Source organism: Sphingomonas sp. Leaf20, assembly GCF_001421535.1.
GTDB lineage: Bacteria > Pseudomonadota > Alphaproteobacteria > Sphingomonadales > Sphingomonadaceae > Sphingomonas.
Genome location: NZ_LMKN01000009.1, coordinates 342,031 through 362,819, shown reverse-complemented (window position 1 = coordinate 362,819; position 20,789 = coordinate 342,031). Strand labels below are relative to the sequence as shown.

Below are 20,789 nucleotides of genomic sequence, written 5' to 3'. Positions count from 1 at the left end.
AAACGCCCCACCCGCGCAACAGCAAAAAAGCCCGGGTGTTTCCACCCGGGCCTTTCTGCAGACCGACGTCAGACGTCGTCGGCTTTACTGCGGCGATCGATCAGTAGGTGCCTGAAAAGCTCTTGCCGAGCGTCGTCCCCGAAGTCGTATCAGACGTTGCACCTGCGCTGGTGTCGGACCCTGTTCCCGGCACCGACCGATTGCGATTGGTCGTGTCGCGATCCGTCACATCCGAGCCGTACCGGTTCGTCTGCGAGTCGCGATCGCCACTTGAACGATCGCCACCTGTCCGATCGCCATAATTGGACGCGGCGGACGTCCGCTCCTCTTCCTTCCACGCGGCTTTTGCCTCATCCGCAGACTTGGACAATGTGACCTTGTCGTCGACGGTGCTGATCCAGCGCGACGGGATCGAATGATGCACGCCGCCTGCGTCCTTGTCGGACTTGGTCAGCAGGATGCGGTCGCCCTTCACCTTGTCGACGGTCCCCACATGGCTGCCATCGGACCCGACGACCTCCATATGCTCGGTGACCTGAGACAGCGAACTGCGCTGCCCCTGACGCTGCGTGCGCCACGAGGAGAACTCGTTGTGGAATTTCGAGCGGTTCTCGTCGCGATATTCAGCGTAGTCGCGATCGAATTCGGCGACCTGCGAAGAGCGCCAGCTATGATAATGGTCGTCCCGGTCGTTCGAGGACCGGCCGAATGCCGTGCCGCCCGTAGAGCCCGGCGAATAGGTGCGTTCGTCGTAGCGCGCATCGGCCTCGCGACGGCGCTCGGCCTCGTCGTCGCCGAACCACGAGCGGACCTCGTCGCCCGCCCGCGCGATGAAACCGCGATCGTCGTAATCATAGCCCTGAGGCTGCCGGCCATAGCCGCCTGACTGTCCACCGCGACCCTCAGACCCGCGCCGCGTGTCGTCATCGGCGTGGCGATTGCGGCCCACATCGTTGAACGGGCGACCATCCGATGCATAGCTGCCATGATATTCGGTGTCGCGGCCTTCGCTGCGGTAGGAGTCACGGCGCTGCGAGCGGTCGCGATCGAAGCGTGGTTGTTCATAGCGCGACGCATCCCGGTCCGCCCCGGCATATCCCGAACGCCCATAGCTTCCACCCTGCGACGGCGCGCCGCGATCGTTGTGGCCACCATAATAGTCCCGACCGCCTTGGTTCCGATCGGAGCGGGGGCGATCGCCCTGGGACTGCCAGGACTGGTCATTGCGACGCCCGCGGTCGTCATCCCGGTCATACTCGCCGGCCGCCGCATAATCGCGCGCGCTCGACCGCGGATAGTCACCGCCATCCGACCGGAAATCGCGCCCGTAATCCTGCGAGTTGGGCCGCCCATAATAGTCACTCGACTGACGATCTCGGGTATAGCGTTCGTAGACCATAGGAACCTCCTAATTGCTGTCCTGCGGCTGCCGGCATCGTCGTGTGCGACGCCGTGCACTCCGAAATCTACAAAGGCGCAGGAGTCGCTTTGTTCCGACCCGACGCGCGCGCCATCGGCGACCCGAAGCCCTGCCGCGACGACGCGCCGTTGATCAATGAAATCCGGCATCGGCCGTGTTGCATCGCCCGATCGCAATGGCTATGCGAATAGCATGGCCTGTGGCCAACCGCGCGGGGCCGTAGCTCAGATGGGAGAGCGCTGCAATCGCACTGCAGAGGTCAGGGGTTCGATTCCCCTCGGCTCCACCAGCGCAACCTATTGAAAGTTAAGCTCTTTTCAGGTCAGGCGGCAGGTGACGCTATTATCAGCGTATCGTTAGCGTATCGTAGATGAGCCGACGTGTGTTCCGACAACGCCTCGAAGAATGTATCAACCTCCCGGATCGCAGCCACCAAATAGTCGGGCGAGAGGTGTTCGTAATTGCGCGCGGTAGTATCCTGCGCGGCATGTCCGGCCAATGCCATGCGCTGCTCCTTAGGCACACCGCGTCTTGCGAGCCAGGTCAGCATTGTATGGCGAAGCGTTTTCGGCGTCGCGCCAACAATTCCGGCCTCGGCACATACGGCGTTCCAAACAGTCTTTACCGATCGGGTCTCTCGCTCGAAATGCGTTGGTCCGCCAGGGATCTGGTTACGCTCCGCGATCGGCACGCGATACTTGATCAACTTGCCCACGATTCCCGCAACCCAAGGGCGAACATGGCGTGCGATCGGCAGCACGGGCCGCCGCTTACGCAAGTGAACCTTGCCGGCGGCGTTAAGGTTGATGAGATTGTTCTCGAGATCGACGTTCTGGTCGGTTAACTCGAGCACAGCCTCTGGACGACCAGCGGTTCCTAATTCGATGACGATAAACGCGATCAGGTGTTCGCGTTCCGGCTTCCCCAAGCACGCATTCATGATCGCGGCGATCTCCTGCAAGGTCAGTACGCGGTCCCGCGCCGGTGCCTTTTGCTGTGGAGGGACATCGGCGATGAACGGCGCGTGTTCGAGCTTCTGGTTTTTCCAAGCCCAGTTCAGTGCACCACGCAAAGCCGCCAGGTCCCGACTGATCGTATGCCCGCCTGCGCCGGCCTTCGCTCGCGCGGTTCGAAACCGTGCCTGAAGGGGCGGCGTGAGATCCGCGACGGTAACCGCGGCGCCCAATAGCCCTGCCCTTCGTTCGCCGTCAAAGAAGTCCATCCAGTGTACAACGGAAACCGCGTATCTGTCAGGCGCGGCGAGCGTCGACACATGATACTTGAGCCAGTCCGCCATAAGGTCTTCGACAAGCGCTTCATCGCGTCTTTGGCGCACTGGGCGGCTGTGCTCCAGGTAATGAGCGGCTAACGCGTCTTTGGCTGCTGTAGGCGGCCGATCTGCCTCACCTCCTCGAACAGTCGTAGCCTTGCGCCTCGTGACGTCGCCTCCATTTCCGGGACGTTTTTCGAGCCAGCAGATGTTCCACGTTGCAGTGTCCGGTCGTTGCCAGAGCCAGAATTGTCCAAGTTGTTGTCGTTTGCCGTCGCGCTTACGCATGCTCTTCTCATCTCGTCGGCCTCCATACGGGCCAAAATTTGGTAAATGTCGTGCCGCAGCAGGACTCGGGCTGCCTCGTGGGAGAGATGAAGCTTGCCGTTGGGCGTTTGTGCCGCACGCCGGAGCCGCTTCATCAATTCAACGATCGGATCGATCTCGGTCACGGACATGTGCATTTTGATCGAAGGAGATGCTCCATGCGGATGCTCTGGAGCGGTACGGGGAGTACGGCATCGTTTACCGATGGCGCGGTTTTGCGGCTCTCATAGGGCCCGCATTTTGGGTTGCTTTGCATTTGTTGGATCTATAACAATATCTGCGACGACGTCGAGTGGGAAATACCACAATATTCCCGGTGACGCGCTTTTTAAGAGGCAGATTGTGATGATTACCACAAGCGACCACCACCCACTCGCGCATACACAAGCGACCAAGATGTTCGCGGAAGCGGTGGCGGCGAAGCAGAAGCAAGGCATTTCGCAAAAGGATCTGGCCGCGGCGCTCGGTCACAAATCGAGCGTGGTCGTAAGTCACATGGCGACAGGTCGAGCACCAATTCCGATCGATCGTTCGAGGGACATAAGTGATCTACTCGAACTCGATCGAAACGCATTTCTACTAGCCGTGCTCGAACAACGATTGCCCATGCTTGATTTTCAATCTCTCGTTGGCAGCCGTTCGCCTGCCGAAGGAAAACACGAGCACTTGATGAACCAGTCCGAGACGATCGGCGGGCGACCGCTGTCTGCGCTTCCTGATGACCTACTGGATCTCATTGAAGAGTGTGTTGCGGACAAGGATCCACGATCACGCTGGTTGAGCCTAGATGAGTTGCCGGTCGTCGCTCTCATTCGCCAGCTTCGACCGACGTTTCGGAGTCAGGGCCTTACGCAAGCAGATCAGAAAAAGGTTCTGGAGGCACTGCGATGATTGCAGCGCCGCCGGCCCCCTCGAAACGCGCATCGAACCCTCCTGCCACCTACAGGGATGGTCGCCCCGACCCGTTCTCACGCGAAAGTATGCGTAACGGCATCAGGCACTTCATCAAGACACAGGGATTTACGCACTCGCTAACGCTAAACTCAAACCGCGACTTGAGCATCCCTAACATCAGGGGCATGTTCGGTAATTTTTGCCGACGTGTGGATCAAGATAGATTTAAGAAACGCCACGTCGAACGCTTGCCGTCATGCTTCCGTTTTCGGGCGATCGCTTTTGTCGAACATGCCGCGTCTCACCCACACCTCCACTTAGCCATCGATCTTAGTCCGACTTGGCTTGCGAGCATTGTAGACGATCGCATTGATCGTCAGTTCCAAGCGCACTGGATCGAAGTCACTGACGGCGCAGGCTCGATACAGCTCGACCCGATCGCATGCATCCAAGGCTGGAGCCGCTACATCACCAAAAACTACCGGCGAGATGACGAATACTTCCTCTCCAGCGATTTTCATTCGGACAAAAGTCTGATACAATCTTCCGAGTTGAGACGTGTTTTAGACGCCATTGCCGCTTGACCGTCCATCCACGAGCCTTCCGCTCGATACATACTCGTTGGGGACCGCTTGTTCGTCGGTGCGCCCAGCTCACGCCGATGCACCGCTAGGCAAGGGCAAGACGTTTCCATCTTACCAACCTGCCGGTGTTTCGCCGGCGGGCATTCGTAAGATATTGCCAATCGCATTCAGCTTCAAATCACCTTAAAATAACAAGGCAAGCCGCAGCGAAGCGAAGGTGCAGCCTCGTGCCGACGCAGTCGGCACATACCTGACCGGACGTGAGCAACGCGCTAGGATCCACGCAAAGCGGGAATCCTCCAAATCGCAAATCGCCTATGGCTTGACGCCGTGAAACGGTGGCTGGCCATCGCACCTTGACGAAGTCGAGGTGCCTGCGCGTCGGCTGTTGTCACAAGGACACTTCACGATCTCACGCGACGCTATAGCGAACCCGGTCTGCGGGGATCATCACCATCTTGGCCAGGGCTTCACCAACCGCGGTACCCGAAGGCATCGTGTCGATAGCATCCATGAGTGATGTCGTGACCCGCGCGATCCTTTGCCGAAGCAAGGGATAGGTGATCCCTGCGCTCTCTGCGAATGCCTTCTATGTATCTATTCTAACCTCGTCGATCGTGCCCGCGCTTCCCAGCCTCATGGCCATGCGTGATGCTAACGCAGGCCAATGGATCGTCGAGAGCAAATCATAGAACGGTGCCAGCCGCGGTCCAAGGTCGTCTAGCACGAACGAGAAGTTTTTGCCGTGGGCGTCTGCGTTGCCGATCACAAGATTGAAGATCGCCACACTAACCAGGTTCAACACTGCCGAAGCCGGTACCCTGACATAGCCCCGCGTGAGCGTGAACAGGCCACGGAACGCTGGACCGCCTTCCGCTGCGTACTTACGCTCCGGTGGTACGCCCGGCGCCTGACACGCGTCCTCCTGATGAAGCCGCGGCGCCTTGTCGCTGGTCGGCTTCGGGCAGCAATCCTCCGAAGAACGGACGGCAGGCCGCGCGGTTGAAGGGCTCATCGCGTAGCGGCAGGGAGCGCGACAACGGCCTGTTGTCATCGCTTACCCACGCGGGGTTATATACAAAGCTCAGATCGCCACTGCGGTCCTGCGTCAGCAGGCCAACGATATTCTGGTCCCACGACACGACAAGCGCGCGGTCGGTCAAGGCTCCAGGCCATCGAGGCTCAACATCAACCCCAGTGCGGCAAGGACCGCCATCGCCTTGCCAAGCTGGATGGTCCGCTTGTCCGCTTCGAGCTCGTTCACGAACCGCGTGCCCACGCCCGCTACACCGGCGAGTTCCTCCTGGCGCAAGCCTTGCGCCTTGCGGGCGGCTCGGACTGCGGCGCCGAGTTCATACGTGGTGGCGAAGCTTTTGAATATCATCCTGATCGGGAAGATAGCGAATATATACGCCAGCGCGACCACCATTATTCCCGATCAGGAATATTGGTGTTGGTGCTCAGTGATAGAAGCTTCAAGATCTCGACCGGTAACATCATCATGGAAATGATCCCGCCCCTCACCTCTAAATCTCCAGTGCCACTACCAGTCTCGGCGGTTTGACTATTCAACTAATGGGAAGGTGGCGATCCAGTCGGGCGTGCCGAGGCGTTATCAACGCCAGGACCATGAACGCATAGTCGTCCGGTATGTCGAGACAGTTCAGGCGCTTGCCGTTGAGCGACGATCGAAACCGTTGCTGCACCTTCCGGCGGTGGATTTTCTCCATCACGACGATGACATCGGCCCACCTGACCAGCTCCGAGGTCAGCGGGTTCTCTGCCTCGTTGTTCGTACCAGCGGAGTCGACCTCGAGATCGGGGCGCGACGCGACAACCTGTTCGGCGGTCGGGCTACGGAGGCGGTTTTGGCTGCACACGAACAGAATCTTCTTCACACTACCGCACCTCAAGGTCGACTCGTTTTCGATCGCCACCGCGTATCGGTCGGCATCGTCGTGGCACGCATCATACGTATCGTCATGGCCGCGTTTTACACCCGGCGTTCTGTCGAGCCATACCAATTCACTTACTGCGCGCGCAGCGGAAACCATCAAGCTCGATCGTCCAAGAACATCCAGGAATGTCCAGGCAACGCGACTACCATTTGCTCCCACACCTAGATCAGCACCCCGCGAGGTTGCGTTTAGTTGTCAAATAGTTGCACGTTTTTGATGATTTAGACGCAACTCGATGCCACCCGCATCCCACCGTCAGGCATGCAATCACCGATCGTCAACGTTAAACCAAGGTGACATAATGCTCGACAACTTACCTCCATCAACCGCGTCGCTAAGGCTCTATCAGGTGAGCTACGAGACATGGATCCCTCCGGTGATCGTGGCAGCTAGGGCGCCCGAGCGTGCTGCGGCACTCGCAACTTACGGTCGGCCCCCGGTGCCAGATTCACCGGGGACTGTCGTTATCGACGTCACAGATGAGTTCGTAGCGCTTTCACCGATAGCCGCATCGCATGTTCAAGCGCTGATCTCGGGAAGGGTAGAAGGCGTGGTATCTTATGACGCCGAGGACGGCTGGGCTTACGACGCCCTGCGCTGAATCAACGCTCGATTTAGGTGGCTGACGGCTGAATACCGCGGTGGTGATGTGCCAGGTTCCCGTCTTTGTGATGCTTGGCGCACGCCAAGCCACCCTCCGGCAAACGACGGCTCGGTGTAGAAACAGCGAAAGTGAGGCATGGCGGTTGGTTGCGCCACGCAACCGGCCGCCTTCCGAGGCGGTCCGCGCCAACAGGAGGCTCGGAAATGGTGGGGCAAGGCTCGCAAGACAGCGCAGCCACTCAATCCGCACGTATGAGCTGCTGCGGCTTTCACGCCTGGCTAGTTCGGGCGCCCAGCAAGCGCACTTGTAGCGATGAAGAGTTCGGCGCCAGAGTCCGCGCGAGCTTCATCTCCAACTATCCCACCTACGGCGCGCGGCGCGTCTGGCACGACCTTCTGGCCGAAGGCCTTTCATGTGGTCTGCATCGCATCGAACGGCTGATGCGTGGCCATGGCCTGAGGGCCCGTCCGCGACGTCGTGGCCTGCCCAAGGACGACGGCCTGCGGTCGGTCATCGCCGACAACATCCTCGACCGCCAGTGCACCGCCGAGGCGCCCAACCAGAGGTGGATCGCCGACTTCACCTACATCTGGACGGCCGAAGGGTGGCTCTACGTCGCTGTCGTCATCGACCTGTTCTCGCGCCGCGTGGTCGGATGGTCGAGGGGCGACACCATGACTACTCAGCTCGTTACCGATGCGCTTATGATGGCGATCTGGCGACGCGGAAGACCCGACGCCCTGCTGCATCACTCGGACCAGGGCAGCCAATACACGAGCGAGCAGTTTCAGCGGTTGATGGCCGACAATGGCGTCACCTGCTCAATGAGCCGGTCGGGCAACGTCTGAGACAACGCGGCAATGGAGAGCTTCTTCTCGTCGAGGAAGACCAGACGGATCAGCCGGAAGACATATCAAACGCGCAATCACGCGAAGGCTGACGTGTTGGACTATATCGAGCGCTTCTACAACCCGACACGCCGGCACTCGACGCTGGGCTATCTCAGCCCCATGGACTTCGAGGGGCAAACGCATGTAGCCTAACTTCGTGTCCATGGGCCCGGCAGCAGCTTAAACCATGGCGATCAGCGCGAAGCGCGGCAATGCGGTTCAGTGCTCAAAGTAGGCGCAGCGTCTTGTTGCAGGCGCAACCTCTACGTCGGTCAGACTCGATGCCATATAGCGCTGCTCGGAGCGCCCGTGGCCGAGTTTCTCATCTCGACGTCGAGACAGTCAAAACAGCGGGTTCCAAGTGTGCGAAGCCTGGAAACTCCGGTTTGCTCCCGACTATGCGCAGTGGAAGGTGACCTCAACAATGACGAACGTGCCCATGAAAAGCTCGAAGTTTGAGATCGACTGCGAAGAGCGAGCGCAAATTGATCAAAGACTTAGAGCATGACTTCATATGATGCCACCCGACATGCAATCTAGTTAATGCAATACCTAGCTGGACCAATTAAGGTCGCTGGATATTGCAATATGTCAAACGAAAAGCATCAACGGGAAAGCTATCAAATCTATCAAATCGATATACCGGGACCAGTGTTCATACGTCACGTTGTCGCAACCTCTTTACGACGTGCGATGGAAATGGCGATCTTAGAAGATGAAGAGCTGATTGCAGGTACGATGTTAATGGTATCCAATGTGACCAGTGCTTGGATATGCCATTCACCATTAGCGTCGCAGTCAACTTGGTCCCTACTGCGAGAGCGCCGCGAAGGACTCGTCGATTACGACATCAATGAGGGGTGGGAACACTTGCCACCCGAGGAGTAAGTTCGGGTGTGACGGGCACGATGACTAGTGCCCGTCACAGAGCGCCAGAGCCGCCTGAATAATAGGGCCCGAAGTCCTAAAAGAGTTTATTCATGTATTGACCCGGGTAGGGTCAAACAGCCTAGCAAATTGCCTCCCAAGCCATCCACCGGCGGCAGCTTCATGCACTACCGCGCAACAGCAGTGTCGACCAGTTGCGCCACGCCGCTGCCGTGAGCCAGTTCCCTTCACAGGAACAAGACACTCTCTACGCTGACTTCCTGCAACCGTGCACCAATGTTGCGCTTCTTAGGCTGTCCGCGCGGTTGGTGCGATCCTCACCTGGGTGATCCATGATCGCGTGAAATAGGCGACAAGCATTCGCGCGTGCTTCACGAGCCTTGTCTCATTCTTCTAAACATTTGCGGCGCACGCCGAGGATCATAGTGCGCCGAGCATGACCCGCCTCGATATACCTGCCGTGTTCGTCATGAGGCGCTCACCGCACAGTGGCAGGGCGCGTGCAGCGCTCCTGCCACCCGTGCTGCCGCGAACCGCTCATGCAATCTGCGGAAGCTTGTCGAGATGCTTGTCCAGCGTGAGCGGGTACTCCCGAACACGAATGCCGGTCGCGTTGTAGATGGCATTGGCGATCGCCGGCGCGACGCCGGAGATGCCCAGCTCACCAACACCCTTGGCCTTTAATGGCGACATCGTCGGGTCGAGTTCATCCAAGAAAAAAACGTCCTGATGCGGAATGTCGGCGTGAACCGGTACCTCGTAGCCCGCCAGATCGTGATTGACGAAGAAACCGAACCGCTTGTCGACGGCCAGTTCCTCCATCAGCGCAGCGCCGGCACCCATGACCATTCCACCGATCACCTGGCTTCGTGCGGTCGTCGGGTTGAGTATCCGTCCGGCAGCGCAGACTGCCAGCATGCGCCGAATACGGATCTCGCCGGTCCAGGCATCTACGCCGACTTCGCAGAAGTGTGCGCCGAACGTCTGCTGCTCATAACGCTTTGACAGGTCGCCATATTCCATCTTGTCCTCGGCCGTGATCGGCCCGGCCTTCGCGGCACCCGCTAAAGGCACGCGGCGATTGCCCGATCGCACCTCCCCGTCCGCGAACTCGACATCACCGGAATTGAAACCGAGCGAGGTCGCAACTGCCTCACGCAATTTAACGCACGCGGCATAGACACCTGCGGTCGCAGTTGCCGCCCCGGCTTGCCCACCACCACCGAACGCCTCGGGGAAACGAGTGTCGGCGAGCTTCACGATGATCCGTTCTAGGGGCAGGCCCATCATTTCGGCCGTGGTCTGCCCGATGATCGTGTAGCTGCCGGTTCCCATGTCGGTCATGTTGCTCTCGACAGTGACCATACCCTTGGCATCCAACGTCACGCGCGCACCCGCTGGGATGATCGGCGCGCCACGGATTGCTGACGCCATCCCCATGCCGATCAGCCAGTTGCCGTCGCGCCGTGCGCCCGGCTTGGGATTGCGCGCCTTCCATCCGAACCGGTCCGCACCGGTACGAAGGCATTGCACCAATTCGCGGGTCGAGAAAGGGCGCACGGCTGGCCTTTGCGGTCCTTGGTTGCCGCTGGCGCCTTGTGGATCAGTTCCGGAGCCGCGGCCGGGGTCGCTTGGCACGACCTGAGTATCATTGATGATACGCAGCTCCACCGGGTCCATGCCGAGCTTTTCCGCCAATTCGTCCATCGCTACTTCCAGCGCCATCATGCCGGATGCCTCACCCGGCGCGCGCATGGCGTTACCCTCGGGCAGGTCGAGCGTGGCCAGCCGGGTCAGGTTGAGACGGTTTGCACCAGCGTAGAGCAACTCTGTCTGCGCAGCTGCGATCTCCGGCCCGCCGCCCGGCAGGTTTCCCGACAGACTTTCGTGCCCGATGGCGATCAGCTTACCGTCTTTGCCAGCACCAAGGCGGACACGCTGGATGGTGGCCGGACGGTGCGTGGTATTGTTGGGCATCAGCGGGCGTGGCAGCGCAACCTTGACCGCCCGCCCCGTCGCCCGCGCGCCCAGCGAGGCAAGGACGGCATCCGAACAAATACTGCCTTTACCGCCGAACCCGCCGCCAATGTACGTCGCGACGATCCGGATCTTGTCCTGCGGCACGCCGATCTTGTTAGCGAGATCTCGCCTCGCCCAGCCGACGATCTGCTGTGCCGACCAGAGCGTCAGTTCGTCGCCGTCCCAGCGCGCGATCGTCGCGTGCGGCTCCATCATCATGTGGCTCTGATCAGGCGTGGTATAGGTCTGATCGACCTTGACCGCCGCCTTGGCGAAGGCCCCCTCAAAATCACCAATCCTGACGTCCGGCTGGCGTTGGTGGGGCTTGGCACCGGCGCGTGCGGCGGGAAGATCGAACGCGCCCGTGCCGCGCGTGTAGTCGACGCGGATCAGCCCGGCTGCGGCGCGCGCCTGCTCGAACGTGTCCGCCACCACGAGAGCAATCGCCTGATGGTAGTGATCGACCTCGGGGCCAGCGAGCGGCTTGGCGACATAGAAGCCCGATGATTTTACCGGTCCGGCGTTGTCGGCCGTAATAACGGCGAGAACGCCTGATGCCGCTTTCGCATCGGCAACATTGATGGACGCGATCCGGCCCTTGGCGATGCCGGCACCAACGACGTAGCCATAGGCAGCGTTGGGTGCGACGGCATGGTTCTCATAGGAGTAGACCGCCGTGCCGGTGGTCTTGAGCGGCCCCTCGATACGAGGATGCGGCTTGCCGATGACCGTCTCGCGATCGATGGGGTTGATGCCCGCGGGCGTGTCGAACTTCATGCGGCCCGTGCCTCCGATAGGGTGGACGCCAGCGCTCGGGTGGCCAGCGATAGCTTGAACGCGTTCTCAGACGTCGGCTTGGCGCCTGCAAATGCCTGCGCCGTCACCGTAGCAGCGCCTTGCGCCATCGCCGCTTCCGCGGCTTCGACCCTCCACGGCTTGTGCGCAACCCCGCCGAATGCGGCACGACCGCTACCGTCCTTTTGAACGACAGCCGCGACAGACACGAGTGCGAACGCGTAGGAGGCGCGATCACGGACCTTGCGATAGATATGCGTCCCGCCGATCGGCCGCGGCAACGTTACCGACGTGATCAGCTCACCCTTGGCAAGGTTGGTATCGATGTGTGGGGTGTTACCAGGAAGCCGGTGGAAGTCAGCGATTGGTATCGATCGTGTCTGCCCATTCGGTGCGATCGTCTCGACGCTGGCATCCAGCACCCGCAACGCCACAGCCATGTCGCCGGGGTACGTAGCGATACATTGGTCAGATGATCCGATGACCGCCAATTGCCGCGAAATGCCGCCAATCGCGGCACAGCCTGAACCGGGCTTGCGCTTGTTGCAAGGCTGGTTGGTGTCGTAGAAATACGGGCAGCGCGTGCGCTGAAGCAGATTGCCCGCGGTCGTCGCCTTGTTGCGAAGCTGACCACTCGCCCCGGCCACGATCGCGCGAGTTAGCACGCCATAGTCACGCCGCACGCGCTCGTCAGCCGCCAGCGCAGTATTGGTCGCAAATGCGCCAATGCGTAGCCCGCCCTGCTCGGTCTTCTCGATGCGATCGAGGCGCAAATCCTGCACGTCGACGAGATGGGTTGGAGTCTCGATCTCCAGCTTCATCAAGTCGAGCAGGTTAGTGCCACCAGCCAGAAACTTCGCGCCCTGCAAGTTGCCGACCGCCGCTGCTGCATCGGCCGGCGTCTTGGCGCGCTCGTACGTAAAGCTTTTCATGCCTTGCTCCCGGCAACGTCAGCCATCGCTTCGGCGATGTTGGAGTATGCGCCGCAACGGCAGATGTTGCCGCTCATCCGCTCACGCATTTCGATATTCGTCGCCTGCGGCTTCGTTGTGAGGTCAGCCTGAACGTGGCTCGGGACGCCGGCCTTGATCTCAGCAAGAACCGCGACCGCCGAGCAGATCTGCCCGGGGGTGCAATATCCGCACTGGTATCCGTCATGCTTCACGAACGCCGCCTGCATCGGATGCAGTTTGTCCGGCGTTCCCAAGCCTTCGATAGTCGTGATCGCGTCGCCCTGATGCTGCACGGCAAGGCTGAGGCAGGAATTGATCCGCGTCCCGTTCACCAGCACCGTACAGGCGCCGCACTGGCCGTGATCGCAGCCCTTCTTCGTGCCGGTGAGCTTCACATGCTCGCGGAGCGCGTCGAGCAGCGTCGTGCGCGTGTCGAGCGTGAGGTCTTGGCGCTTGCCGTTGACGGTCAGCGATACCTGCATGGTTGCTGGCGCAGCCGTCTTGGCAGGTTGTGCTTGCACATTTGGCGCCGCCACCAGAGCGGCCGTCGCAGCGCTGCCAGCGAGGACGCCTCGCCTCGACATTTCGATCTCGGACATCATCGCCGGCTCTCCCATCACAGCTTGTTGTATAGATCGCCCGCGACCGGCTCGAGCCAGGTCACGGACGTACCGTCGAGCGCTTCCGACACTGCGACGTGCGTCATCACAGTGTCGCGAGCCGCACCATGCCAGTGCTTGACGCCCGGCGAGATGAAGACGGTATCGCCTGTCGCGATCGGCTTGGCAGCCTCGCCATCGACTTGAACCCACCCGTGTCCCGCGGTGACGATGAGCAGTTGCCCCAACGGGTGTGTGTGCCAGTTGGTATGGGCACCGAGCTGAAACGTCACCGTCGCGCCGCCAAGGCGGGCGTCGCCGGTTCCCTTGAAGGGCGATGCGACCGAGACGCTGCCGGTGAAATAGCCGGCGGGGCCGGGCTTAGGCTCCTGGCCGGGATGAACGATCTGGGCGGTTGTCATGACGGCGACTTCCTTTGTGGCAAATACCTTACCCGCGATGCCAATCGCGGCGTTCGCCTTCGGCCATCCCGCGTAGAAAGCGAGGTGGGTCAGCGCTTCAACGACTTGCGCCTGGGTCAGCCCATTCTCGTGACCACGTTGGACGTGGAAAGTAAGCTGATCACCGTCGCCGCCCGCGGCGAGCGCGGCGATGGTGACGAGGCTACGGTCGCGGGGCGACAGGTCAGTGCGTCGCCAGAGGTCGGCGAACACGACGTCGTTGGTGAGCTGGGCGAGTTTGGGTGCGATCGGCGCGAGCGTCTTTTGAACGGTCGCGGCACGTGCGCCATCGGAGCTGGGAAGCGGCGCGGTGGCCGGAGGGATTGCTGCGAGTGATTGCAGATCGACGTGGCGTGCGGCGAACACCTTCTCAACCTCATTCAAGGCCGAGACGGCGTTTGGCCATCCGGTGTAGAAGGCGAGCTGCGTCACCATGCCCGCCACCTCGGTCGGCTTGATGCCATTATCGAGACCGCGACCAAGATGGCTCGCCATCTGCGCGGTTTTGCCGGTCGCGATCAGCACCGACAACGTGACGATGCTGCGGTCTCGCGGTGCCAGTTGAGGACGCACCCAGACGTCGCCAAACAACACCCGATCGGTATAGCTCGCCAGCGCCGGCGCGATCGCCTGCATGTTCCTGGGTGCGACCGACGGACGATCCTGTGCTTCGGCCGGCACGGCCATCGCCAGAGCGGCAGCAGCGGTTGAAGCAACCTTCATAGTTTCATCTCCCATCCTACCCTCACACCGGCAACTTGCCATCGAACAGCGTCGTTCATCGACGCTACTTGCTGCTCGCACCCGCCCGCACTGGACGGCGAAGGTGCGAGAATGTCAGTTGGGCCAAGCGCCACTTGCCAGTCTGCTTCGTGTAGACTTCCGTGACCATGAAGGCGTTGGTGACGGTGTTGCCACCGACCACGGCCTCCAGATCCATGTCTTCCAGAACGATCGCGGTGTCACCGAACATCCGCACGTCCACCGCGTAGAGCGATGCCTTCTTGTACCAGATGCCTCCGCTCTTGATGGTGGCAAGCTCCTGATCCTTGCCCCACGTCCCGCCCATGTGGGTGAACATGGCGCGGTCGTCGAAGAGCGTTGCCAAGGAGTCGACCTTCTTGTCCGCCATCCAGTCCCACTTGGCCTTCGACAGGTCGATGACCTGCTGCTGCATCGGAGTATGGGTGGCGGCGGTCATGATTGTCTCCGTGGGCGGTGCCGGCGCTTGTTGTGCGAGCGAAGGCTGCATCGGCAGCAAGGACAAGACCACGGCACCAAGCAGGCGGCGCCAGCTCGTTCCCTGGTTCGATCGAGTATCCATCACCACTGCTCCCGCACGACATCGAAATTGGCAGGCCGATGCGTCGACATCGGCCAGGTTTGACGATCAAATCTTCCGTTCACCGAGCCATTTCACCATCGCCGGATCGCGGTGGTCGAAGAAGCTGCTGGCGTTCTGATCGAGCTTGGCGATCGCTTCGAGGTCGGCGGCGTCGAGATCGAAGTCGAAGATGGCGAAGTTCTGCGCCATGCGCTCCTTGCGCACAGACTTGGGGATCGCGACGATGCCCCGGTCGGTCAGCCAGCGAAGCACCACTTGAGCAACGCTCTTGCCATGCTTGTCGGCGATCGGCTGCAACACCTCGTTCGTAAATAGGCCATTCTTGCCTTCGGCGAACGGTCCCCACGCCTCGGGCTGAACGCCGTGTTCCGCAAGGGTCTTCACCGCATCAGCCTGCTGGTGGAAGGGGTGGATCTCAACTTGATTGACCGCTGGCTTCACTTCGTTGTGCAGCACGAAGTCGACAAGGCGATCGGGATAGAAGTTGCTGACGCCGATCGCACGGATGCGTCCGGCCTTGTGCAGTTCCTCCATCGCCCGCCATGCCCCATAGACATCGCCGTACGGCTGATGGATCAGGTACAGGTCGAGATAATCGAGCTGGAGCTTGTCCATCGATTGCTCGAAGGCCGCCTTGGCCCCCTCGTAGCTGGCGTCCTGTATCCAAAGCTTGGTCGTGACGAACAGTTCGCTGCGATCGATACCGTGACTCTTGATCGCCGTGCCTACGGCCGCTTCGTTACCGTAAGACGCAGCCGTATCTAGCAACCGGTAGCCGACGTCGATGGCATCGCGGACGCTGCGCTCGCACTCGGCTGGGTCCGGCACCTGAAATACGCCGAACCCGAGGATCGGCATCTCGACGCCGTTATTCAGCGTCACTGCTGAGATGATGTTGCTCATATTCGTTTCCTCCGATTCAGCGATTGATGAGGCGCTGATGCGAAGCGCCGTAACGCTCGCCTTGAAGCTCAATGCCGGCGAGCGAGTCCGAAATGCGTGTCAGATCCGTATCCGTGAGGACAACATCCACACCGCCCAGATTTTCCTCCAAGCGATGAAGCTTGGTCGTGCCGGGGATGGGCACGATCCACGGGCGCTGCGCCAGCAACCATGCCAGAGCGACCTGTGCCGGGGTAACACCCTTTTCAGCTGCGATCGATCCGACGAGGTCGACCAACGCCATATTCGCCTTCAGCGCTTCGGGTGAAAAGCGGGGAACGGTGCTACGGAAGTCGTCGCCGGCAAAGGTGGTGTTCGCGTCAATCTTGCCGGTCAGGAAGCCCTTACCGAGCGGTGAGAACGGCACAAAGCCGATGCCCAGCTCTTCGAGCAGCGGCAGAATTTCGGTCTCTGGCTCGCGCCAGAACATCGAATATTCGCTCTGCAAGGCAGCAACGGGCTGTACGGCATGGGCGGCGCGGATCGAGCCAGCGCCAGCCTCCGACAGGCCGAAGTGCTTGACCTTGCCGGCCTGAATCAGTTCCTTCACAGTACCTGCGACGTCCTCCATCGGCACCGATGGATCGACCCGGTGCTGATAGAACAGGTCGATGCGTTCGGTCCCGAGCCGCGCCAATGCTTTGTCGGCGACCTGACGAATACGCTCAGGGCGGCTATCGACACCCTCGCCCGGGACACCGTTCTTGAAGCCGAACTTGGTCGCGATCACGACCTGATCGCGCATCGGTGCCAGCGCTTCACCGACGATCTCTTCGTTGGTACCGGGACCATAGGCTTCAGCGGTGTCGAAGAAAGTTACGCCGCGCTCGAATGCAGCGTGGATTAGTGAGATTGCCTCGTTCCGGTCAGTTGCTGGGCCATAGCCGAAGCTGAGGCCCATGCAGCCGAGCCCCAGGGCCGATACCTCAAGCCCGCTCTCGCCTAACTTACGCTTTTGCATGATCGTGTTCCTGCGTGCTCGATGTGCGGTGCACGTCGAGCGCCGCCTACCAATCAAGATAGGCCCGCTGCATCACTACGATTAGACAGCATGTACGGCATGAGCCTATGACCAGTTGTCATGAAACCATATCGAGTTTGGCTGACCCGTGCGGCGTGAGGATCTTGGTAGTCTCACCATGTTCCTCGCTGTGGCTGAGGAACGTAACTTCACCCGCGCTGCTGCGCGGCTAGGCGTGTCGCAGTCGGCTCTAAGCCATTCGATGCGGAGGCTGGAAGCCAAGCTAGGTTTGCGGTTGCTGACCCGTACCACACGTAGCGTTTCGCCGACCGTTGCCGGCGAAAGGCTGTTAGAGACGTTGCGGCCTGCCTTGGAAGATATTGATGCCAGGCTCTCCTCACTAACCGAAATGCGCGAACGTCCTGCCGGGACAATCCGCATCACGACGTCCAAACACGCGGCGCGCACGGTCCTGTGGCCAGCAATCGACCGGCTTACTACTGAAAACCCCGACATAGAGGTCGAGCTTAGCGTCGATGCCGGGCTGACAGACATCGTTGCCGAACGCTTCGATGCCGGTGTTCGCTTGGGGGAGCGGCTCGAGAAAGACATGATCGCGATGCCGATTGGTCCGAAGCTACGGATGGCTGCGGTAGGTTCTCCCGGCTATCTTGCCGAAAATGGCACCCCGCAGACGCCCGGTGATCTTGCCCATCATCGCTGCATCAACTTGCGCTTCGTCAGCTCTGGTGGCCTGTATGTCTGGGAGTTCGAAAAGAACGGACGCGAGCTGAAGGTGAAGGTCGAGGGACAGCTTGTCCTCAACGACGTTGATCTGACCATCGATGCCGCAATGGCCGGCCACGGTATCGCCTTCATGATCGAGGATCATGTCGCGCCACAGTTGGCTGATGGGCGTCTCGTTCGGGTAATGGAGGATTGGTGTGAACCGTTCGACGGCCACTATCTTTACTACCCCAGCCGACGCCAGCCATCGCCAGCCTTCAGCCTGCTTTTGGAGGCGCTGAGGTACCGAGGCGCGAAATCGCAAAGCCAAGCTTCAGCGCTGTAACGATGAGGTACTAGGACTAACTGGTTGTGACGCTCGCGACTGGTATTCGTTGCATGCCATCGCCTTTAAGCGCAGTGCTTTCCATGACGCTGCTACAAGCAATTGGGACTACGCTTCCGACCGTGCAGGCACCTAGGCGCGGCGCCGAAAAGGCGTGGCGCGATGGCTATGCCTACACGAAGGCGGGCATCATGCTTGACGGCCTGTTGCCCGAAGACGAGCGGCCTCGCACGCTGTTCGAAGAGGATACGGCCAAGCGGAACCGACTGATGGGGGCGCTCGACGCCATCAACGGCAAGTTCGGGACGTGGACAGCGGTGACGGCGTCGCAGGGGTTCAAGCGCGAGTGGAAGATGCGGTCGGAGATGCGGTCGCCTGCGTGGACGACCGACATTGCTCAGGTGCTAACCGTCTTCGCAAGATAGCGTCGACCGTGTTGAAGGTCTTGCGTTCGCCGGGGTTCAGAACGAGGAAGCGGCCATGAGTCATGCGAGCAACATCGTTCGGTGCGATGGACCCGACAGCCCCCACGCGTTCGACGTCGTGCCACTTCAGCCCCGTAATGGCAGCCTTGATGCGATGTGTCCGGTCTGCAAGGGGCGCGGGCAGTGGAATACTGAAATTGATCTCGTCAGCTTTCGCTGCAAGCGCACGGCTTGCGATCGGTGTCACGGCGCGGGCTGGGTTGAGACGGGAACCGACCCTGTTGGCCTTCCTGACATCGAGATCTCGCCAGAAGGGTATCCCCGTTGGACGCTTCGCTTCGAACCCAGCGACACAGAGGTGGACGTCGACGCTGCCAAGCCAGGTCTCGCGAAGACCTGAGGCGGTAGTTCAATCATTTCCGATCAATCGAGGCGTCGTCGCGCTAAGAGATCGCAATCAGTGCTATCGCCCGACCTACTTGAGCGTAAGCAGCGTCAGATCCAAAACATCATGGCGGCGAGGGCCCCGGCGGCAAAAGCACCTGCCCCGACGATGCACCCGATCGTCACCGCCAGCCAAGGACTCATGGTCGCCGCCATCATGCGGTCCATCTCTTCCTGGTAACGCCTCATTGATTGCTGATTGAGTTCGCGCGCTTGCTCGACAACGCGCTCAACGTCAGCAGATGAATGAGATTGGTTGGATGTGTCCATAGACAGTTTCGCCACAGGAAGCTGGTGAAGGTGCGAGGTGACTCCGTATTCGCTTTACCGTCTCGCAGGTACGAACGGAAGAGCCGCCTTAAATGGCTCTCGAGAACGTGGTTTTGACTGTCGAATTTCAACTGCGGCCGGCGGCCGCCTCAAGCTGCAAGCTGAGCAAGGTAATGACCTCCAACGTAGTCGCGAACTACCGGACGGTCGTGGGATGATGCGCCGGTGCACCCAGATTAGCCGGTTTTGCAAGGGTATTATGCCGAAGGCGATCCCAGCCCAGAAGGATCCGACTGCGCTTCCCAGGTCGCGACTAGGAAGGTCGACATCGAGCCGGCAAGGTTGACCGCCAGTTCGGCATGACGCGCGGCGGGCTTTGCGCGCTTGCGACCGCCGCCATGCGCGTCACCGAGCTTATTGCGCAGCGCGCCGAGCGACTCCACCACTGACTGGCAGCTGCCGAGGATTTGCTTGAACACCTGCTCGGTGTGATCATCAGGCGCGAGCTTGAGCGCCTTAGCGAGCTTGCGGTACAGCGTGGGGAGGTCAACCTGCTCAGAAGCCGGCTCGCCTAGCTCGTCGAGAAGCCAACGGCAGACATCCTCAAGCAGGGTGCGCGCGAGCGTGATTGCGCCCGCTGGATCATGCGAGCGGCGGTCGAGCGCAGCGGTCCAACGGCCATGGATCAGGTCGGGATCGAAGCGCTGGAGCGCCGAGGAAATCGCAGCGTCGGCAGGCGAGCCGATCGAGTGAGCGGCAACGGTGAAGACAGCGCTACCCGAGATGCTGCCCGAGCGGGTGAGGCGATAGCCGTCATGCTGGAGATGCGAGTTAGTCCGCTCGACCCGCGCACGTTGCAAACCATCGTCGATCACACTCGGATGGACGCTGGCTTCGAGGAAACGAAAAAGCAGCTTGCGTGACGCCGTCATTAACCCAAGCCGCTCGAGCAGCTCACGATTGCTCCAGTCGTCATTGCGGCGCATATGCTGAAAGATGTCGTCTTTCAGCGAGCGAAAGCCGATGTCGTCGACGCTGACAGTGTTCTGGCTGCCGGGTATTGCTGCGATTGGCCAGATCGTCTCGAGAAATTCGATCTCATCATACTCGGTGCACAGCGGCTCGCCGTCGAACCCGGCCAGCAGCCGTCGGCGTGTCAGTTCCGTAACTGTGGACGTTCCCGCCTCGGACACCTTGGCGACTAGCTCCGCCAAGCCGAAATCATGCTTCTCCTCAAGCAGGAGCTCCGCGATTGCGACGAGGCGATCGCCCGCCACCGACGCCAACCGAGCGCTGGCGTAGCGAAACTTGCCGCTCATCGCCTCGGACTCCTCGCCTGCCTCCAATCCGAGACGCCCGCAGAGTGCGGGGACGTTGTATGCCTTCTCGCGCGCGATGACATCGCCGAGACTGTTACGAAGCTCGTGCAGTACACCGTTGTTCATGGCATCATACTAAACGCGGTATCCGCAAACGCCAAACGGTTCCAAAATGAAGAACAGAGCAGCGCAAACGTAGCATCACGCTAGAGCATACTAATGCATGCGGAACGATCGCGCCGAGGCGATCGACTTTCCGCCGTGGAGCCGTGATTGATAATTTCGCGTGGTAGCATACCTCGGCTGACCAGCGCCACAAGGCGACACTCGGAGCATTCTGCCAGCTTCC

19 protein-coding genes, 1 tRNA gene and 2 pseudogenes are annotated in these 20,789 nt (G+C 60.5%); 7 read left to right on the top strand and 15 right to left on the bottom strand.

What is annotated here, in order from left to right:
• Positions 1-100: 100 nt before the first annotated feature.
• On the bottom strand, positions 101-1,399 hold the full coding sequence (locus ASE72_RS15080) for a DUF2171 domain-containing protein (protein WP_056023128.1): 1,299 nt from the start codon (positions 1,397-1,399) through the stop codon (positions 101-103).
• 234 nt (positions 1,400-1,633) lie between these two features.
• Here ASE72_RS15080 and ASE72_RS15075 point away from each other — a divergent pair.
• Positions 1,634-1,709, top strand: a tRNA-Ala gene (locus ASE72_RS15075).
• A gap of 33 nt (positions 1,710-1,742) precedes the next feature.
• Here the strand turns inward: ASE72_RS15075 and ASE72_RS15070 are convergent.
• On the bottom strand, positions 1,743-2,978 hold the full coding sequence (locus ASE72_RS15070; RefSeq protein WP_082446132.1) for a tyrosine-type recombinase/integrase: 1,236 nt from the start codon (positions 2,976-2,978) through the stop codon (positions 1,743-1,745).
• A gap of 435 nt (positions 2,979-3,413) precedes the next feature.
• Here ASE72_RS15070 and ASE72_RS15060 point away from each other — a divergent pair, with 435 nt between their 5' ends.
• Both ASE72_RS15060 and ASE72_RS15055 read left to right on the top strand, forming a co-directional pair.
• Positions 3,414-3,908: a helix-turn-helix domain-containing protein gene (locus ASE72_RS15060; protein ID WP_156350531.1), complete on the top strand. Its 495-nt coding sequence runs from the start codon at positions 3,414-3,416 to the stop codon at positions 3,906-3,908.
• Positions 3,909-3,997: 89 nt separating this feature from the next.
• Entirely contained in the window at positions 3,998-4,495 is a 498-nt protein-coding gene (locus ASE72_RS15055) for a hypothetical protein (RefSeq protein WP_056023116.1), read from the top strand.
• Between the two features lie 589 nt (positions 4,496-5,084).
• Here ASE72_RS15055 and ASE72_RS21210 read toward each other — a convergent pair.
• The 4 genes and pseudogenes from ASE72_RS21210 to ASE72_RS15040 all read right to left on the bottom strand — a co-directional run bounded on the left by ASE72_RS21210 (position 5,085) and on the right by ASE72_RS15040 (position 6,549).
• Positions 5,085-5,510, bottom strand: a complete 426-nt coding sequence (locus ASE72_RS21210) for a HipA domain-containing protein (protein ID WP_082446130.1) — start codon at positions 5,508-5,510, stop codon at positions 5,085-5,087.
• A pseudogene (locus ASE72_RS21205) lies at positions 5,434-5,637 on the bottom strand (HipA N-terminal domain-containing protein); the annotation flags it as partial. The gene ASE72_RS21210 and the pseudogene ASE72_RS21205, both read right to left, overlap by 77 nt.
• 17 nt (positions 5,638-5,654) lie before the next feature.
• Positions 5,655-5,924 (bottom strand): helix-turn-helix transcriptional regulator, encoded by a 270-nt coding sequence (locus ASE72_RS15045; RefSeq protein ID WP_327196485.1) that lies wholly within the window; start codon positions 5,922-5,924, stop codon positions 5,655-5,657.
• A gap of 139 nt (positions 5,925-6,063) precedes the next feature.
• Entirely contained in the window at positions 6,064-6,549 is a 486-nt protein-coding gene (locus ASE72_RS15040; RefSeq protein WP_200916345.1) for a low molecular weight protein tyrosine phosphatase family protein, read from the bottom strand.
• Positions 6,550-7,260: 711 nt separating this feature from the next.
• On the opposite strand from ASE72_RS15040, the pseudogene ASE72_RS15035 reads away from it, so the two are divergent.
• Together ASE72_RS15035 and ASE72_RS20325 are read left to right on the top strand one after the other, a co-directional pair.
• Positions 7,261-8,100: pseudogene (locus ASE72_RS15035) on the top strand (IS3 family transposase).
• 435 nt (positions 8,101-8,535) lie between these two features.
• Entirely contained in the window at positions 8,536-8,835 is a 300-nt protein-coding gene (locus tag ASE72_RS20325) for a hypothetical protein (protein ID WP_156350529.1), read from the top strand.
• A gap of 537 nt (positions 8,836-9,372) precedes the next feature.
• Here the strand turns inward: ASE72_RS20325 and ASE72_RS15030 are convergent.
• The 7 genes from ASE72_RS15030 to ASE72_RS15000 all read right to left on the bottom strand — a co-directional run bounded on the left by ASE72_RS15030 (position 9,373) and on the right by ASE72_RS15000 (position 16,910).
• Complete coding sequence (locus ASE72_RS15030; protein ID WP_056023110.1) at positions 9,373-11,631, bottom strand: xanthine dehydrogenase family protein molybdopterin-binding subunit; 2,259 nt, start codon at positions 11,629-11,631, stop codon at positions 9,373-9,375.
• Complete coding sequence (locus tag ASE72_RS15025; RefSeq protein ID WP_056023107.1) at positions 11,628-12,581, bottom strand: FAD binding domain-containing protein; 954 nt, start codon at positions 12,579-12,581, stop codon at positions 11,628-11,630. Before ASE72_RS15025 ends, ASE72_RS15030 begins: the two co-directional genes overlap by 4 nt.
• Positions 12,578-13,204, bottom strand: coding sequence for an aldehyde dehydrogenase iron-sulfur subunit PaoA (gene paoA, locus ASE72_RS15020; protein WP_056024238.1), 627 nt, complete (start codon positions 13,202-13,204; stop codon positions 12,578-12,580). Before paoA ends, ASE72_RS15025 begins: the two co-directional genes overlap by 4 nt.
• Positions 13,205-13,218: 14 nt before the next feature.
• A complete protein-coding gene (locus ASE72_RS21110) occupies positions 13,219-14,385 on the bottom strand; it encodes a (R)-mandelonitrile lyase (protein WP_056023104.1) in 1,167 nt (388 codons plus the stop codon).
• Positions 14,386-14,449: 64 nt separating this feature from the next.
• A complete protein-coding gene (locus tag ASE72_RS15010) occupies positions 14,450-14,863 on the bottom strand; it encodes a nuclear transport factor 2 family protein (protein WP_156350527.1) in 414 nt (137 codons plus the stop codon).
• Between the two features lie 189 nt (positions 14,864-15,052).
• Positions 15,053-15,910: an aldo/keto reductase gene (locus ASE72_RS15005; protein WP_056023101.1), complete on the bottom strand. Its 858-nt coding sequence runs from the start codon at positions 15,908-15,910 to the stop codon at positions 15,053-15,055.
• A 16-nt stretch (positions 15,911-15,926) separates the two neighbouring features.
• Positions 15,927-16,910: an aldo/keto reductase gene (locus ASE72_RS15000; protein WP_056023098.1), complete on the bottom strand. Its 984-nt coding sequence runs from the start codon at positions 16,908-16,910 to the stop codon at positions 15,927-15,929.
• Positions 16,911-17,058: 148 nt separating this feature from the next.
• Here ASE72_RS15000 and ASE72_RS14995 point away from each other — a divergent pair, with 148 nt between their 5' ends.
• Both ASE72_RS14995 and ASE72_RS14990 read left to right on the top strand, forming a co-directional pair.
• A complete protein-coding gene (locus tag ASE72_RS14995; protein ID WP_056023096.1) occupies positions 17,059-17,982 on the top strand; it encodes a LysR family transcriptional regulator in 924 nt (307 codons plus the stop codon).
• A gap of 122 nt (positions 17,983-18,104) precedes the next feature.
• Positions 18,105-18,407: a DUF4113 domain-containing protein gene (locus tag ASE72_RS14990; protein WP_235532379.1), complete on the top strand. Its 303-nt coding sequence runs from the start codon at positions 18,105-18,107 to the stop codon at positions 18,405-18,407.
• 495 nt (positions 18,408-18,902) lie between these two features.
• Here the strand turns inward: ASE72_RS14990 and ASE72_RS20320 are convergent, their stop codons facing one another.
• Together ASE72_RS20320 and ASE72_RS14985 are read right to left on the bottom strand one after the other, a co-directional pair.
• A complete protein-coding gene (locus ASE72_RS20320) occupies positions 18,903-19,121 on the bottom strand; it encodes a hypothetical protein (RefSeq protein WP_156350525.1) in 219 nt (72 codons plus the stop codon).
• Between the two features lie 257 nt (positions 19,122-19,378).
• Positions 19,379-20,566 (bottom strand): abortive infection family protein, encoded by a 1,188-nt coding sequence (locus ASE72_RS14985; protein WP_056023090.1) that lies wholly within the window; start codon positions 20,564-20,566, stop codon positions 19,379-19,381.
• Between the last annotated feature and the right edge of the window lie 223 nt (positions 20,567-20,789).

What these genes read in the sequence shown, in the direction of transcription:
- ASE72_RS15080 (WP_056023128.1), bottom strand. Translation starts at nt 1,399, where the DNA reads ATGGTCTACGAACGCTATACCCGAGATCGTCAGTCGAGTGACTATTAT.
- ASE72_RS15070 (WP_082446132.1), bottom strand. Translation starts at nt 2,978, where the DNA reads ATGCGTAAGCGCGACGGCAAACGACAACAACTTGGACAATTCTGGCTC.
- ASE72_RS15005 (WP_056023101.1), bottom strand. Translation starts at nt 15,910, where the DNA reads ATGAGCAACATCATCTCAGCAGTGACGCTGAATAACGGCGTCGAGATG.
- ASE72_RS15030 (WP_056023110.1), bottom strand. Translation starts at nt 11,631, where the DNA reads ATGAAGTTCGACACGCCCGCGGGCATCAACCCCATCGATCGCGAGACG.
- ASE72_RS14985 (WP_056023090.1), bottom strand. Translation starts at nt 20,566, where the DNA reads ATGAACAACGGTGTACTGCACGAGCTTCGTAACAGTCTCGGCGATGTC.
- ASE72_RS15010 (WP_156350527.1), bottom strand. Translation starts at nt 14,863, where the DNA reads ATGACCGCCGCCACCCATACTCCGATGCAGCAGCAGGTCATCGACCTG.
- ASE72_RS15045 (WP_327196485.1), bottom strand. Translation starts at nt 5,924, where the DNA reads ATGGTGGTCGCGCTGGCGTATATATTCGCTATCTTCCCGATCAGGATG.
- ASE72_RS21210 (WP_082446130.1), bottom strand. Translation starts at nt 5,510, where the DNA reads ATGAGCCCTTCAACCGCGCGGCCTGCCGTCCGTTCTTCGGAGGATTGC.
- ASE72_RS15040 (WP_200916345.1), bottom strand. Translation starts at nt 6,549, where the DNA reads ATGGTTTCCGCTGCGCGCGCAGTAAGTGAATTGGTATGGCTCGACAGA.
- paoA (WP_056024238.1), bottom strand. Translation starts at nt 13,204, where the DNA reads ATGATGTCCGAGATCGAAATGTCGAGGCGAGGCGTCCTCGCTGGCAGC.
- ASE72_RS20320 (WP_156350525.1), bottom strand. Translation starts at nt 19,121, where the DNA reads ATGGACACATCCAACCAATCTCATTCATCTGCTGACGTTGAGCGCGTT.
- ASE72_RS20325 (WP_156350529.1), top strand. Translation starts at nt 8,536, where the DNA reads ATGTCAAACGAAAAGCATCAACGGGAAAGCTATCAAATCTATCAAATC.
- ASE72_RS15055 (WP_056023116.1), top strand. Translation starts at nt 3,998, where the DNA reads ATGCGTAACGGCATCAGGCACTTCATCAAGACACAGGGATTTACGCAC.
- ASE72_RS15000 (WP_056023098.1), bottom strand. Translation starts at nt 16,910, where the DNA reads ATGCAAAAGCGTAAGTTAGGCGAGAGCGGGCTTGAGGTATCGGCCCTG.
- ASE72_RS21110 (WP_056023104.1), bottom strand. Translation starts at nt 14,385, where the DNA reads ATGAAGGTTGCTTCAACCGCTGCTGCCGCTCTGGCGATGGCCGTGCCG.
- ASE72_RS15060 (WP_156350531.1), top strand. Translation starts at nt 3,414, where the DNA reads ATGTTCGCGGAAGCGGTGGCGGCGAAGCAGAAGCAAGGCATTTCGCAA.
- ASE72_RS15025 (WP_056023107.1), bottom strand. Translation starts at nt 12,581, where the DNA reads ATGAAAAGCTTTACGTACGAGCGCGCCAAGACGCCGGCCGATGCAGCA.